This is a genomic window from Amycolatopsis plumensis (assembly GCF_042652605.1).
Taxonomy (GTDB): Bacteria; Actinomycetota; Actinomycetes; order Mycobacteriales; family Pseudonocardiaceae; genus Amycolatopsis; species Amycolatopsis plumensis.
The window spans coordinates 3,983,496-3,997,406 of record NZ_JBHSJY010000001.1 but is presented as its reverse complement, the minus strand read 5'-3'; the positions used below and the strand labels follow the sequence as shown (position 1 = coordinate 3,997,406).

Genomic DNA, 13,911 nt, shown 5'->3' with positions numbered 1-13,911 from the left:
CTTCGCTCCACTGGCTCAATCATGTGCCCACAATATGGGAGTCCCCCTATCGTGCAAGCTACTCGCTCGTTCACTAAAGGGTGCGCTCTTCTAAATTGGAACCTGTGACGACGAAGCAGACTTCGTGGGCCCGCGGCGCTGCGCTGCGCGGCCTGGTCGCGCTGCCCCTCGTCGCCGGGCTGGTCACGGCGGGCTGGCTGCTCGCCGACCGCTCGCCGGAACCCGCGGCCGTCCCGGCTCCCCCGCCGGTGGTGCGTGACGCGGTGTCCGGCCCGTCGGTCCTCGAAGTCAGCGCACCGGTGAAGGCGCAGGAGCCGGGCCAGGGCGCGTCCGGCCAGGGCGGCAAGAGCCCGTTGCAGCAGTGGGCCGACCAGCTGTCCGGCCCGCTCGACATCCCGGCGGAGGCGCTGATCGGCTACGCGAACGGCGAGCTGGCCCTGCGCGGCGAAGACCCGTCGTGCCACCTCTCGTGGGTCACCCTGGCGGGCGTCGGCTCGGCGGCGTCGAACCACGGCCGCAGCGGCGGCAACCTGCTGGGCCTCACGGCGGCGCAAACCAAGAAGTACGGCGCCGACGCGCCGATCGCGGCCGGGCGGGCGCTGTGCGCGGGCGGCACGGACCTCGGCGCGGGCCCCGGCTGGTGGAAGGCGATCGCGGCCTACCACCCGGGCGACGGGACCGAGCTGTTCCGCCAGCGCGTGCTCGGCATGGCGCAGCTGTACGCCACGCTGTCCCTCGACCCGGCATCGGCGGACTCCCCGCGAGTCCGCGCGACCCGTTTCGCGCTGGGCCAGCTGGGCCTCCCGTACGTCTGGGGCGGCAACGGCCCCGACGCGGGTGCGGCGGGCTTCGACTGTTCGGGCTTGACGAAGGCGTCGTACGACAGCGCGGGCGTGGCCCTGCCGAGGACGGCGGACAGCCAGTTCCGCGCGCTCCCGCCGGTGCCGGCCACCCAGGAGCCTCGCCTGGGCGACCTCGTGTTCTACGGCAGCCCGGCGACGCGCATCCACCACGTCGGCCTGTACCTCGGCAACGGCCTGATGATCAACGCACCGACCGAGGGCCAGGCCATCCAGATCCACACGTACCACTCGAAGGGCGACGACTACGCGGGCGCGGGCCGCCCGGCCTGACGCGGCACCTCGGCCACGTCACTCACTGCGGTACCACTAGGGCCTGTATCGAAGTGGGTCAGAGCCATTCGTTGATCGCGGCGACGTGCACGGTGGCTTCGTAGCGGACGGCGAGTTTGTCGTAGCGGGTGGCCACGCCACGGTGGCGTTTGAGCCGGTTGATGCCGCATTCCACGGCGTGCCGCTGTTTGTAGGTTTCGGGGTCGAAGGCCGGTGGCCGGCCGCCCTTCGACCCCTTGGCCTTGCGGTGCGCGTCCTGATCAGCCTTGCTCGGAATGGTCGCCTTGATCCCACGTCCGCGCAGGTGAGCCCGGTTGGCTTTCGAGGTGTAAGCCTTGTCCGCCAGGACCCGGTCCGGACGCGTCCGCGGCCGCCCACCACCGGTCAGCCGGGGCACCCGGATCCCGGCCAGGACGGGGATGAACTGCGGGCTGTCGCCGCGCTGCCCGGCGGTCAGCACGATCGACAACGGCTTCTGGCCCTGCTCACAGCCCAGATGCAGCTTCGTGGTCAGGCCACCGCGAGACCGGCCCAACGCATGATCCTCCGGCTCGACGGTGACCCCGCCCGGCGGCTCGACCTGCAGATCCCCCTTTTCCGCGCCCCCGCGGCATGCTGATGAGCCCGCGCGATCGTGGAATCCACGCTGACATCCCACGTGATCCGCCCCTGGGCTTCGGCCAGAGCCTGCAACGCGGTCAAAATCCGCTGCCAGACCCCCGCCCGCTGCCACCGCCGAAACAACCCATAAACCGCCGCCCACGACCCATAAACCTCGGGCATGTCCCGCCACGGCGCACCGGTGCGCACCCGCCACCGGATCCCATCGATCAACTGCCGTCTGCTCCACAACGACGGCCGACCCGGCCGCGACGGCACCGGCAGCAACGGCTCCAGCACCGCCCACTGCTCGTCAGTCAGGTCGAACCGCCCCGCCACCGCTAAGGTGTCCACGAGGTCTCCGGTAGTACTTAGGTTCTTCTTGGTCGACGAACCAACTACCGGAGACCTCACCCATTTCCGGTCACCAACACGCCCAACCCAGCCGACTCCAGCTCAACTGCCCGAGCCGACTTCGATACAGGCCCTAGCCCCGACTCATACGCGAACACCACCAGCTGCGCGCGGTCCCGCGCCCCCAGCTTCATCATGGCCCGGTTGACGTGCGTCTTCGCGGTGAGCGGGCTGATCACCATCCGCCGGGCGATCTCCTCGTTCGACAGCCCCCGCGCCACCAGCGTGACGGCTTCGCGTTCCCGGTTCGTCAGTTCCGCCAGCCCGGCGCCGGGCACGAGCGGCTGGGTCACGTACCGGTCGATCAGCTTGCGGGTGATCGACGGCGCCAGCAGGGCGTCTCCGCGGGCCGCGACGCGCACCGCGTGCAGGAAGTCCTCCGGCTGGATGTCCTTGACCAGGAACCCGGCCGCGCCCGCGCGCAGCGCCTCGAAGACGTACTCGTCCAGGCCGTAGTTGGTCAGGATGACGACGTGCACCGCGGCCAGCGCCGGGTCCGCGGCGATGCGCCGGGTCGCCTCGATGCCGTCGACGCCGGGCATCTGGACGTCGACGAGCGCGATGTCCGGAAGGTGCTCCAGCGCGAGCCGCACCGCCTCGCCGCCGTCACCCGCTTCGGCGACCACCTCGATGTCGGCCTCGACATCGAGCAGCGCGCGGAACCCGCTGCGGATGAGCGGCTGGTCGTCGGCCAGCAGGACGCGGATCACGCCGGGTCCACCGGGAGTTCGGCCCGGACCCGGAACCCGCCTTCGCGGCGAGGCCCGGCTTCGAGCCGGCCACCCAGCGCCGTGACGCGCTCGCGCATCCCGGTGAGGCCGACGCCCGGGAGACTGTCCACTGTGGCCTTTCCGTCGTCGTCGACGCGGATGACCAGTGCGCCGGGCCGGTGGTCGATCCGGACCGAGGCGGTGTCCGCGGCGGCGTGCCGGGCGATGTTGGTCAGGGACTCCTGGACGATCCGGTAGGCGGTCCGGCCGACCGCGTCCGGTACGGCGTCGCGCGGGCCCTCGACGGTCAGCTGCGCGTCGAGGCCGGTGGTCCGGGCCTGGCGCACGAGGTCGGGGACGTCGTCGAGCCCGCGTGGCGGGTCCTTGTCGTCGTCGCGCAGCGCCTCCAGGGTCGCGCGCAGTTCCCGGGTCGCCTCGCGACCGGCGTCGCGGATGGCCAGCAACGCGTCGGGCACGTCTTCGCCGCGCTTGCGGGCCAGGTGGACGGCGACTTCGGCCTGCACCTTGATGACGGAGATCTGGTGGGTGAGCGAGTCGTGCAGCTCCCGCGCGATGTGCAGCCGCTCCTCGTCCGCGCGCCGCCGCGCGGTTTCCTCGCGCGTGCGCTCGGCTTCGTCGGCCCGGCGCTCGGCCTGGCGCAACGCCTCCCCCGCCGCCCCGGCGGCGATCAGCCACGCCAGCTGGAGGACGTCCCGCGACTGCGTGAACGCCGCGCCGGTGTCGTGGACGCCGGAAGCCAGGAGCGCCAGCGGAATCGCGGCCAGCATGAGCACCGAAGCGACCACCGCGGCGATCCGGTGTCCCGCCCGGACGGCGGCGTACACGGCGAAGAGGTAAGCGACGACCGGCACTTCGAACCCGGCGACCTGGTACGCGAGCGCGCAGACCGCGGTCGCTGCCAGTACGGCGATCGGCGCCCGGCGGCGTGCGGCCAGCGCCAGCCCACCGGCGGCCAGCGCCGCATACCCCAGGACGTCGAGGTCTGCCGGCACATGCTTCGCGGACCGCCCGGCGACCACCAGGGCCGCCGCGACCCCGACGGCGATCACCCCGTCCACGACCTGCGCCCGGCTCATCCCTGCACCCTAACCGGGTGCCCGCTCGGCGAATTCCCGCGAGAAGAGCATTTCCCGGCTACTGCGCGCGCAGTAGCCGGGCGGTTCCTGCGGCGCCGGCGGCAGCGCGAAGTGTCTGCTCGCGCACAACGACGGGCTTCGGATCGGGCGGACATGCTTCCGGCGTCCGATCCGGAACCGAAGGAGTCCCTCATGAACATCCTTGCCGCCACCAGTTCCTACGACCTGACGCCCGGACGGCTCTGGTCGCTGATCGCCGTCGTGTTCGGCGCGGCCGGGGTGGTCGCGGGCGTACTGGCCCTGCGCCGCGGCCGGGGAGCCGTCGTGGCACTGGTCGGCGGGCTGGTCTGCGTCGTCATCGGAGGATGGGTCGTGGCCGCCGCGAAGGGCGGGCCCGGCACCGGCTACGGAATCGTCGGCGGCTACCTGGACCTGGTGATCGGTGCGGTCGCGCTCGCCCTCGACGGCCTGGCGGTGGCGCGCTCGCGCGGTTTTGTCGGTGGTCGCCGCTAGCGTCGGGAGCATGTTCGAAATCGACTTCGCCGAGTTCCCGTCCACGTCCGCCGAGGCGTCCGGGCGGTTCTTCGAGCGCGCGTTCGGCTGGCCGGCGACACCGTACGGCCCGGACTACACCGACGTCCGGGCCGCGGGGCTGACCTTGGGCTTCCAGGCGGACCCGGCCGAACAGGCCCGCGCGCCCCTGCTCACGATCCGCACGGACGACCTGGCGGCGGCTCAGGAAGCGGTGGCGGCCGCGGGCGGGGAGGTGACGAAGGAACCGTTCGCTTTCCCTGGTGGGCGGCGCTTCCACTTCCGCGAGCCGGGCGGCAGCGAGCTGGCGGTGTGGTGCCCGGACGCCTAGCGCGACGTCCGGTTTCCGCCGGTGCCACTGCGGCCGGACGGCCATGGTGATCATCATGAGCATCTCCGTTCTCGAAGGCATGTACGCCGCCGAAGCCGAGTACTTCGCCACCGGCGACTTCGCCCCGCTACAGCAGTTCTTCGCTCCGGATTTCGTGCTGCACCAGGCCGAGGGCCTGCCGTACGGCGGAGTCTGGCGCGGCCACGACGGCCTGCAGCGGTTCTTCGCGGCGATGAGCCGCACGTGGGCTGCCTTCGACTTCGTGGACCAGACGTTCCTCGCCACGACGTCCCCGCTCGTCGTGCTGACGAACGTGCACGCCCGCGCCCGCGCCACCGGTCGCGAGCCGGAGTTCCCGATCCTCCAGACGATCACCGTGGCCGGCGAGCGCATCACCGAGGTCCGGCCGTTCTACTGGGACAGCGCCGCCATCGCGGCCGCCTGCTCCACATAACCGGCAGCCCCGCCGCCGTAGTACGTCGAAGGGTCGGCCTCCGCGATCGGCAGGCCGAGCGCGAACCGCGTCACCAGGTCCGGATTTGCTATGAAGGGCCGCGAGTACGACACCGCGTCGGCGATACCGGCCTCGATCACCGCGTCGCCGGTCTCGCGGTCGAAGCCGTTGTTGACGATCAGGAGGCCGTCGAACAATTCGCGATAACGAGCGAAGGCCGCGAAGTCCGGTCCGGCGTCAGGCCCCCGGAGGTGCAGGTAGTCCGCACCGAGCCCGGCGACCAGTTGGTCGTACTCGGCGCGGAGCGCGTCGTCCACAGTGAACAGCCCACCGGTCCACCACGGCGAAAGCCGCACACCGACGCGACCGTGCGCGGCGGCGGCGTCGACGACCTCGGCGAGCAGCCTGCGCCGGTTCGCCGGGGAGCCACCGTAGGCGTCGGTGCGGTGGTTGAGCCGCGGGTGCAGGAACTGGGCGAGCAGGTACACGCCGTTGGCCGCGATCTCGACGCCGTCGAACCCAGCCCTGCGCGCGTTCTCCGCCGCCGCGCCGTAATCGGCGATCGTGGCCCGGATCTCGGCCACGCTCAGCTCGCGCGGTGTGCCGGTGCGACACCGCCCGGACGCCGGGTACACCGGCTCGTCCGGGTTCACCGCCGACGGCCCGGCCGGGCACCCGCCGAGGAAGTCCGGGTGCGAGACGGCTCCGGTGTGCCACAGCTGCACCACGATCCGGCCGCCGAGCGCGTGCACGACGTCCGTGACCCGTCGCCACCCGTCGGTTTGGGCTTCGGTGTACAGGCCCGGAACGTCCGAGAAGCCGACGGCCTCTTCGCTCACCCAGGTACCTTCGGCCACGATGAGCCCGGCGCCGGCGCGCTGCGCGTAGTAGGCGGCCTGGAGGTCGCCGGGCACTCCGCCGGGCACGCGCGCCCGCGTCGTGGGCGCCACGACGACCCGGTTCGGCAGGTGCCATCCGTCCAGGTCGGCAGGGGTCAGCAAGCTCATCCGGTCACCTCCGGTCGCGGGGATACGTCGAGGAGGCGACGGTGGACGCGAGCGAAAGGTGACCGATGGACGACCTGGCGGCGGAGTTCGAGGCCGAACGCGGCCGGCTGCGCGGGCTGGCCTACCGGATGCTCGGCTCGGCGGCCGAAGCGGACGACGCCGTGCAGGAAGCGTGGTTGCGGCTGAACCGGGTGGACTCGGTCGACAACCTGGCGGCCTGGCTGACGACCGTCGTCTCCCGCGTCTGCCTCGACGTCCTGCGGTCGCGGAAAATCCGCCGGGAGGAGCCGTTCGAGGTGTTCCCGGAGCCGGTGGCCGACGCCGATCCGGCGGCCGAAGCCGCGCTCGCCGACTCGGTCGGCCGCGCGCTGCTGGTCGTGCTGGACGCGCTCGGGCCGGCCGAGCGGATCGCGTTCGTGCTGCACGACCTCTTCGCGGTGCCCTTCGACCGGATCGCCCCGGTGCTGGACCGCACGCCGGTGGCGGCGAAGAAGCTGGCGAGCCGCGCGCGGCAGCGGGTCCGGGGCACTTCCCCGCTGCCCCCGGCCGACCTGGCCCGGCACCGCCGGGTGGTCGACGCGTTCCTGGCCGCGGCCCGCGGCGGCGACCTCGCCGCGCTGCTCGACGTGCTGGCCCCGGACGTCGTCCGCCGCGCCGACGCCGTCGCGCTGCCGGCGGGCGCACCGCTCGAGACACGGGGGGCCCGCGCGGTCGCCGAGGAGACCCGGGTGTTCGGGAAACGGGCCCGGTTCGCCGAAGCGGCCCTGGTCGACGGCGCGGTCGGCGTCGTCGTGGCGCCGCGCGGACGGCTGGCGCTGGCCCTGGCCGTGACCGTCGAGGGCGAGCGGGTGGCGGCGTATGAGGTGATCGCCGATCCCGCCCGCCTCGCCGCGCTGCACGTCACGCTCCTCAGCGCTTGATCCGGTAGGACAGGTGCGTCACGCCCGTGCCCTCGGTGACCTCGGGGTCGGTCAGCTTCGTGGTGGCGTCGAGGTGGTCGAAGAAGCGGACGCCGGAGCCGAGCAGCACGGGGACCAGGTCGACCTGGATGCCGTCCAGCAGGCCGAGGTTGAGGCACTGCTGGGCGATCGTCGTGCTGGCGACCGCGACGTTCTTGTCGCCGGCGGTCTTCTTGGCCTGCTCGACGGCGCTTTCGAGGCCGTCGGTGACGAAGGTGAACGGCGCGTCCGGGTGCGGCCAGTCCGCGGGCTCTTCGTGGGTGACGACGAAGACCGGGACACCCATCGGGTGCGCGCCGCCCCAGCCCTGGGTGAGGTTGAACAGGCGGCGGCCGGTGACCAGCGCGCCGACGTTCTCCATCGCCGCGCGCAGCATCTTCGCGCTGGCTTCGGAGGTCTTGAAGGTGGCCCAGTCGACGGCGGTGGGCACCTCGACATCGCCGTTGCCGAACCACTCGAACAGGTGGTCGATGCGGTCCTCCGGGTCGGCCACGAAGCCGTCGAGGGACATGGACATGTTGGCGATGACGTCGGCCATTTCGAACTCCTTTTTGCTGGTCAGAGGCGCTTTGCCCTGCTGACGAGAAGTCTTCCGCGTTCGCCCGGCCGGAAGATCTGCCACCTGGCCGACATCCGTGGCCGGGTGGCCGATGCCTTGACAGCGGATGAGCGTGACGGCACCATGAACACGTGTTCATGAACGTGTGTTCACAACGGAGGGATGAGGATGACCGGGATCGTCAAAACCGCACAAGCCGAGGCGTGGAACGGGTACGAAGGGGAACACTGGGCGACCAACGCCGACCGCTACGACGCCGTGAACAGCGGTTTCAACGGCTACTTGCTCGACCAAATGCGCGCAGAAGACCGAGTGCTCGACATCGGCTGCGGCAACGGCCAGCTGACGAGACTCGCCGCGGCGCGGGCCCGGTCGACGATCGGCGTCGACCTGTCCGGGCCGATGCTCGCGACCGCGCGGGCGCGGGCGGCCGGAGTGTCGAACGTGTCGTTCGAGCAGGGTGACGCCCAAGTCCACCCGTTCGCCGAAGGCGCGTTCGACCTGGCGGTCAGCAGGTTCGGGGTGATGTTCTTCGCCGACCCGGTGGCGGCGTTCGCCAACATCCGCCGCGCCCTCTCCCCCGGCGGCCGGCTCGCGTTCCTCTGCATGACGGCCCTGGCGGGCACCGACCTCGGCCGGATCTTCGGCGCGATGGCGGCCTATCTGCCCCAGCCGACCGGGCCGGACGGCAGCGGGCCGACATCGTTCGCGGACCCGGACCACACCCGGGCGGTGCTGTCGGAGGCCGGCTTCGAAGACGTGGCCTGCACCCACGTCGAGGCCGACCAGATCTGGGGCCGCGACGTCCCCGACGCTGCCGGGTTCATCGCGGACTGGGGCCCGGTCCGCCACCACCTGGGTCAGGTGGACAGCACGAGGGCGGCGAAGGCGACCGAAGCGTTGAGGGTGGCACTCGAGAAGTTCGCGGGCCCGGAGGCGGTCCGCCTGCACGGCACGGCGTGGCTGGTCACGGGAAGGAGGCGGTAACCGGGGCGCCCGTACGATGGCGGGGATGTCACCGAGGAAAGCCGCCGCTCAGCAGGACGGGCAGTCACTGCACGACCTGCTGCTCGAGACCGCGCAGAAGATGATCGCCACGCACGGAACAACAGGCATGACCGTGCGCGAGATAGCGCGCATGGCGGGCGTCGCCGACGGCGTGCTCTACAACCACTTCTCCGACAAGGAGGAGCTGGTGGCCCGGGCCTTGCTGGAGCACGTGCGCACGACGGAGGCGGAGCTGGGCGAGCTGCCGGTGCCCGGCGAAGGCACCCTCACCGGCAACCTCCGCCGCCACCTGGAGTTCGGCTTGGCCCTGCACAAGGTGCTGGTGCCGGCCTTCAGCGGCCTGGTGGGGCAACCCAGGGTCCTGGAGCGCTTCGCGGAAATCAGCGAGCGATCCGGCTACTGGCGCGACCGGCTGGTGGCCTACCTCGAAGAGGAGCGGGCACTGGGCCGCCTACGCCCAGAGTCCGAAGTAGACGCAACAGCAGCAATGCTGGTCGGCTACTGCCACGCCTCGGTACTGACAACGGTCTTCCCCCACACGGCCCCCCTGGACCCACCGCCGGTGGACGCAGTGGTGAGCGCCGCCCTCCACGGAATCGCCCCAACGGAACCCGAACCACCGGCCCCAGACGCCGACAACTGACGCCTCGCCCGGCCCGGCGACAAGCTCGCACGGTCACCAAGCCGGGTGGCCAAGGGGCGCGCTGTCGCCGAAAAGCGACACCCCCACCCGCCCAAGCCGACGGCGACTGCCAAGGCGCGGCTCGCCACACCAACCAAGCCGACCAAGGCCACCCCCACACCAGCTCGGTGAACAACAACCGCCTCGGCCACACCCCCCCTGCCGACCCGATACGCAGCCGCATCAGCGGCCGGCAGGCCGTTGAACAATCCGGCGTTCGGGCCGGCGGGAAGAACCCGGCAGAGAAGATCCGGCAGAGCAGAATCCGGCAGGCCGCTCCCCCAGCAACGCAGAACCCGGCAGGCCAGCCCCACACCCCATCACTCCACCCCTAAATCATCCCGTTCCCACTAACCGTCACCTCCGGAACCTCCTGCACCACATCCCAGTGCTCAACAATCCGCCCCTCCCGAACCCGCATCACATCGGCAATCGCACTCCCCCGCGCCCCAGCCACCAACCGAAGCAGGCTGTGCGTGAAGACAAGATCGCCCTCAGCGATCACCCGCCGCACATCCAGCCTGAGCTCCGGAAACCGCCCCACAAACCCGGCCAGGTACCGAGCCGACTCCTCCGCACCCGCCGGAGCGTGCGGGTTGTGCTGAACATACCCATCGCCCACGAACTCAGCGAAGGCATCCACCGGCCGCTTCTCGGTGAAGGCCACCCGAAGAAACCCCAAGACCACTTCCTTGTTCCGCTGCAACTCCGTCATCACCGCTCCGTCCTTTGTGGAGTTATCGACACCAACTCCACCATGCGCGAAACAGAAAGGGAAAGACCTGTGGACTCTGCCGCGATACTCTCCCGGTATGGACGATGTCGAGGTCCGTGAGCTGCGGTACTTCCGCGCGGTCGCCGAAGAGCTGAACTTCTCCCGCGCCGCCGCGCGGCTCGGGATGGCGCAGCCACCGCTGTCCCGTGCGATCCGGCTGCTGGAACGGCGGCTCGGCGTGCAGCTCTTCGAACGCACCAGCCGGCACGTCTCGCTGACACCCGCCGGAGCGGTCCTGTTCGCCGAGTCGGCGAAGGCGCTGGACGCCGTCACCGCGGCGGTCCGGCGCACGCGGCGGGCGGCGCAGCGAACGCCGGCGCTCGTCGTCACCGCGAAGCCGGGAGTCGCGACCGATCTGCTGCGGCGGATCGCTGATGTGCACCCGGATCCGGTCGACGTCCGGGTCAGCGGGTTCGGCGAGCAGACGGAGATGCTGCGCGACGGCCGGGCCGACGTGGCCGTGCTGGGCTGCCAGGGCGGCACCCACCACGGCCTCGACGTCGAGGTGCTGTTCAGCGAGCCGCGGGTGGCCGCGCTGCCGTCGGACCACGAGCTCGCCGGCCGGGCCGTGCTGACCTGCGCCGACCTCGCCGGGCGGCCGACGCCGTGCTGGCCGCTGTCCTCGGCCGCGGACCGGGCGTACTGGTCCGGGCAGGACGTGACCGGCGGGCCGGTGACGCCGGGGCCGATCGTGCACGACAGCGCCCAGCTCCTGGAGACGGTCGCGCTCGGGCAGGCGGTCGCGCTGCTGCCCGCGTCGGTCGCCGAGCTGCGGTCGCGGGACGACGTCGTCTACCGGCCGGTCGTCGACGCGACCCCGTACTCGCTGGCGCTCGCCTGGCCCGCGGGCGCGCGGGATCCGCGGATCGCGCGGTTCGTGCGGACCGCCACCGAGGTCAGCGAAGCACTACCTCGGCCAGGAGCCGTCCCGGCGGGGTGACCGTGTGGATCACCGGTGGCACCCGGACGTCGTCGGCCTCGAAGGCGGCGCGCAGCTGCTCGACGTCGGCGCCGGCCATCAGCTTGGCGAGCTCGTCGGCGCGGGTGACGGTGGCCGGGGCGAGCGCGACGGAATCGTCGAGCGCGCCCCAGATGTCCCACTGGAGCATCTCGTGCTTGTTGAGCGCGGCGAGGTCGAGCACGAGGTTGTGCCACGCGTATGGGAGCCCGCGCAGGAACGGCACGTCCAGGTCCGGCGAGACGACCAGCCGGGCCGGGTCGAGTTCGCCCGCGCGGGCGGCCGTCCACGCGTCGGGGCCGGTCAGAAACCGGTCGCGGGGGACGTCGAGGAGGTCGAACTCCACGTCGTCCACCGGGTCGCGGAAGCCGGGTGACAGCTGGGGCTCGACCAGGTGCCAGCCGCCGCCGTCGTGGACCTCGGCGACGACGTGGTCGAGGTACCAGCCAGGCACCAGGTAGCTCGCGAAGCCGACGCGGGCGCGGGCCGGAATGCCGTGGTGGCGGGCCATCGAGACGAACAGCAGCGTGAAGTCGCGGCAGCAGCCGACGATCCGGTGCAGTGGCGGCCGCGGCCCGCCGGGCGGTGTCGGGTCGAGCTCGCGCAGGCGCGCCCACATGTCCGCGGCGTACCGCAGGGTGATCTCGTCGTTGCGGGCGGCCGGGAACCCGTGTTCGGTGATGGCGCCCGCGCCCCAGTAGTGGAACACCAGCTGGGACGCCGCTTCACGCAGAACAGCGACATCGGCCGGGGTGGTGTCGAGCCAGTCCGCGTGCGGGCCGGGGTCGGTGAAGCGGCTGTGGCTGACGTAGAAGTCGTCCATGGCCGCCGACGCTAGCGAAATTTCAGGCGGATTGAACAGCCAGTTCGCCGCGGAACGTCGACCGGTACGCGCTCGGCGACACCCCGAGTGCCGCCTGGAAGTGCTGGCGCAGGGAGGCGGCCGTGCCGAAGCCGGCCTCCGTGGCGACGCGGTCGACCGGCAGGTCCGTCTCCTCGAGGAGCTGGCGGGCGCGCTCGACCCGTTGCTGCGTCAGCCACTGCAGGGCTGAGATGCCGACTTCTTCGCGGAAGCGGCGGGTGAACGTCCGCGTGCTCATCGCCTCGCGGGCGGCGAGCTCACGCAGGGTCAGCGGCCGATGGAGGTTCTCCAGCGCCCACGCGCGTGCCGCCTTGGTCGATGACGTGCGGGGTTCCGGGACCGGCCGCCGGACGAACTGGGCCTGGCCGCCTTCGCGGTGCGGCGACACGACCGTGCCGCGGGCGACCTCGTTGGCCACCGCCGCGCCGTGGTCGCGGCGGATCATGTGCAGCACCAAGTCGATCCCCGCGGCGACACCGGCCGAGGTCAGGACGTCGCCGTCGTCGGTGTAGAGGACGCACGGGTCGACGTCGACCTCGGGGAAGCGGTCCTGCAGCTCCTCGGCCGAGCGCCAGTGGGTGGTGGCCGGGCGGCCGTCGAGCAGCCCGGCCGCGGCGAGCACGAACGCGCCGGTGCAGATGGAGGCGATGCGGGCGCCCGGCGGGATGCGGTCGAGGGCGGCCTTGAGCGGCGGGGTCAGCACGCGCGCCATCGGCTCGTACTCGGCCAGGGACGCCGGGACGATCACCGTGTCGGCCTCGGCGAGCACTTCGGGGCCGCGGTCGACCGGGATGGTGACGTCCGCGTCGGTGCGCACCGGGCCGGGCTCGAGCGTGCAGGTCACGACCTCGTAGAGCGGCTCGCCGGCCGCCGAGCGGGCTTGGCCGAACAGCCGGTGGACGATGCCCAGCTCCATCACGAGCATGCCGTGGCGGACCAGGACGGCGACGTGGTGACGGTTCGGGTGCTGGAATGCGGCCATGGCTCGATTCTTGCACATGTTGGCCATCGGGCCACTCGATCGCGACGGGCGGCCGCGTGATCATCGAAGGCATGAACGTGTTGTGGGTATTCGCGCATCCCGAGCCGCGTTCGCTGAGCGGGGCTCTCCGTGACGATGGGCTCCGGACGCTCCGCGAGCTCGGTCACGACGTTCGGGAATCGGATCTGTACGCGATGAAGTGGAACCCGGTGGTCGACGCCGCGGACTTCGGCGCCGAAGCCGGGGACGAACGGCTGGTCGTCGGCGCGACGTCGGCCCGGGCGCACGCGCGCGGCGAACTGAGCCCGGACATCGTGGCCGAGCAGGAAAAACTGACTTGGGCGGACGCGGTCGTCGTGCAGTTCCCGTTGTGGTGGTACGGCCTGCCGGCGATCCTCAAGGGCTGGTTCGACCGCGTCTTCGTGAAGGGCTTCGGCTACGGCATCAGGGCGGAGGACGGCCGGACCCTCCGCTACGGCGAGGGACCGCTCGCGGGCAAGCGCGCGATGGTGGTGCTCACCGCGGGTGCCCGCGAGCCGGCCATGGGGCCGCGCGGGGTGAACGGCGCACTGGACGAGGTCCTGTTCCCGCTACACCACGGGACGCTCTTCTACGCCGGGATGTCGGTGCTCCCGCCGGTCGCGGTGTACGGCGCCGATCGCCTGCCGGACAACGAGTTCGCCGAGGCACGGGACCGGCTGCGCGAACGCCTGCGGGCCATGGAAACCACCGACCCGATCCCCTTCCGCCCGCAGAACGGCGGCGACTACGACGAAGATCTGGTCCTGCGCCCCGACCGAGCCCCAGGGATCACCGGCCTCGGCGCGCACCTCACCTGGACAAGGTAAG

Annotated in this window: 17 protein-coding genes; 9 read left to right on the top strand and 8 right to left on the bottom strand. The window is 71.7% G+C overall.

The features are described from left to right. The first annotated feature begins 104 nt into the window (after window positions 1–104). The gene (locus ACFPLC_RS19410; protein ID WP_378194988.1) at window positions 105–1,133 is read left to right on the top strand and encodes a C40 family peptidase; all 1,029 of its coding nucleotides are present in this window, start codon (window positions 105–107) and stop codon (window positions 1,131–1,133) included. A gap of 58 nt (window positions 1,134–1,191) precedes the next feature. Here ACFPLC_RS19410 and ACFPLC_RS19405 read toward each other — a convergent pair. The 3 genes from ACFPLC_RS19405 to ACFPLC_RS19395 form a co-directional block, all read right to left on the bottom strand. Further along, window positions 1,192–2,072 (bottom strand): IS5 family transposase gene (locus ACFPLC_RS19405; RefSeq protein ID WP_417281639.1). Its coding sequence is split into 2 segments (ribosomal slippage): window positions 1,192–1,679 and window positions 1,679–2,072, totalling 882 coding nucleotides; the frame shifts between segments, so codons are not numbered across the junction. A gap of 71 nt (window positions 2,073–2,143) precedes the next feature. Next, a complete protein-coding gene (locus tag ACFPLC_RS19400) occupies window positions 2,144–2,857 on the bottom strand; it encodes a response regulator (protein ID WP_378204190.1) in 714 nt (237 codons plus the stop codon). Continuing rightward, window positions 2,854–3,954: a sensor histidine kinase gene (locus tag ACFPLC_RS19395; protein ID WP_378204187.1), complete on the bottom strand. Its 1,101-nt coding sequence runs from the start codon at window positions 3,952–3,954 to the stop codon at window positions 2,854–2,856. The genes ACFPLC_RS19400 and ACFPLC_RS19395 overlap by 4 nt, the downstream gene beginning before the upstream one ends. A 192-nt stretch (window positions 3,955–4,146) precedes the next feature. Here ACFPLC_RS19395 and ACFPLC_RS19390 point away from each other — a divergent pair, with 192 nt between their 5' ends. Genes ACFPLC_RS19390 through ACFPLC_RS19380 form a run of 3 tightly spaced genes read left to right on the top strand, consistent with a single transcriptional unit; the run spans window position 4,147 to window position 5,270 of the window. Beyond that, window positions 4,147–4,467 (top strand): DUF6223 family protein, encoded by a 321-nt coding sequence (locus ACFPLC_RS19390; protein ID WP_378204184.1) that lies wholly within the window; start codon window positions 4,147–4,149, stop codon window positions 4,465–4,467. Between the two features lie 10 nt (window positions 4,468–4,477). Further along, entirely contained in the window at window positions 4,478–4,816 is a 339-nt protein-coding gene (locus ACFPLC_RS19385; RefSeq protein ID WP_378204181.1) for a VOC family protein, read from the top strand. Window positions 4,817–4,871: 55 nt separating this feature from the next. After that, on the top strand, window positions 4,872–5,270 hold the full coding sequence (locus ACFPLC_RS19380) for a nuclear transport factor 2 family protein (protein WP_378204178.1): 399 nt from the start codon (window positions 4,872–4,874) through the stop codon (window positions 5,268–5,270). Here ACFPLC_RS19380 and ACFPLC_RS19375 read toward each other — a convergent pair. After that, entirely contained in the window at window positions 5,228–6,277 is a 1,050-nt protein-coding gene (locus ACFPLC_RS19375) for an alkene reductase (protein WP_378204175.1), read from the bottom strand. The two genes, ACFPLC_RS19380 and ACFPLC_RS19375, sit on opposite strands and share 43 nt — an antisense overlap. Window positions 6,278–6,342: 65 nt before the next feature. On the opposite strand from ACFPLC_RS19375, the gene ACFPLC_RS19370 reads away from it, so the two are divergent. Then, window positions 6,343–7,197 carry a sigma-70 family RNA polymerase sigma factor gene (locus ACFPLC_RS19370; RefSeq protein ID WP_378204172.1) on the top strand — a complete coding sequence of 285 codons (855 nt, stop codon included), beginning with the start codon at window positions 6,343–6,345 and terminating at the stop codon, window positions 7,195–7,197. Here ACFPLC_RS19370 and ACFPLC_RS19365 read toward each other — a convergent pair. Beyond that, on the bottom strand, window positions 7,187–7,774 hold the full coding sequence (locus ACFPLC_RS19365; RefSeq protein ID WP_191312039.1) for a dihydrofolate reductase family protein: 588 nt from the start codon (window positions 7,772–7,774) through the stop codon (window positions 7,187–7,189). The genes ACFPLC_RS19370 and ACFPLC_RS19365 overlap by 11 nt on opposite strands. 189 nt (window positions 7,775–7,963) lie before the next feature. On the opposite strand from ACFPLC_RS19365, the gene ACFPLC_RS19360 reads away from it, so the two are divergent. Both ACFPLC_RS19360 and ACFPLC_RS19355 read left to right on the top strand, forming a co-directional pair. Then, window positions 7,964–8,782: a class I SAM-dependent methyltransferase gene (locus ACFPLC_RS19360; RefSeq protein ID WP_378204168.1), complete on the top strand. Its 819-nt coding sequence runs from the start codon at window positions 7,964–7,966 to the stop codon at window positions 8,780–8,782. Between the two features lie 16 nt (window positions 8,783–8,798). After that, on the top strand, window positions 8,799–9,446 hold the full coding sequence (locus ACFPLC_RS19355; protein WP_378204165.1) for a TetR/AcrR family transcriptional regulator: 648 nt from the start codon (window positions 8,799–8,801) through the stop codon (window positions 9,444–9,446). Between the two features lie 370 nt (window positions 9,447–9,816). On the opposite strand, the gene ACFPLC_RS19350 is transcribed toward ACFPLC_RS19355, so the two are convergent. After that, the gene (locus tag ACFPLC_RS19350) at window positions 9,817–10,200 is read right to left on the bottom strand and encodes a nuclear transport factor 2 family protein (protein WP_378204162.1); all 384 of its coding nucleotides are present in this window, start codon (window positions 10,198–10,200) and stop codon (window positions 9,817–9,819) included. Between the two features lie 97 nt (window positions 10,201–10,297). Between ACFPLC_RS19350 and ACFPLC_RS19345 the strand changes: the two genes are divergently transcribed. Next, window positions 10,298–11,200, top strand: a complete 903-nt coding sequence (locus ACFPLC_RS19345; RefSeq protein ID WP_378204159.1) for a LysR family transcriptional regulator — start codon at window positions 10,298–10,300, stop codon at window positions 11,198–11,200. Here the strand turns inward: ACFPLC_RS19345 and ACFPLC_RS19340 are convergent. Together ACFPLC_RS19340 and ACFPLC_RS19335 are read right to left on the bottom strand one after the other, a co-directional pair. Next, the gene (locus ACFPLC_RS19340) at window positions 11,157–12,041 is read right to left on the bottom strand and encodes a transglutaminase-like domain-containing protein (RefSeq protein WP_378204156.1); all 885 of its coding nucleotides are present in this window, start codon (window positions 12,039–12,041) and stop codon (window positions 11,157–11,159) included. The two genes, ACFPLC_RS19345 and ACFPLC_RS19340, sit on opposite strands and share 44 nt — an antisense overlap. 22 nt (window positions 12,042–12,063) lie before the next feature. Beyond that, entirely contained in the window at window positions 12,064–13,062 is a 999-nt protein-coding gene (locus tag ACFPLC_RS19335) for a GlxA family transcriptional regulator (RefSeq protein ID WP_229902797.1), read from the bottom strand. A 71-nt stretch (window positions 13,063–13,133) separates the two neighbouring features. Here ACFPLC_RS19335 and ACFPLC_RS19330 point away from each other — a divergent pair, with 71 nt between their 5' ends. Continuing rightward, window positions 13,134–13,910: an NAD(P)H-dependent oxidoreductase gene (locus tag ACFPLC_RS19330; RefSeq protein WP_378204152.1), complete on the top strand. Its 777-nt coding sequence runs from the start codon at window positions 13,134–13,136 to the stop codon at window positions 13,908–13,910. The last annotated feature ends 1 nt before the right edge of the window (window position 13,911 follow it).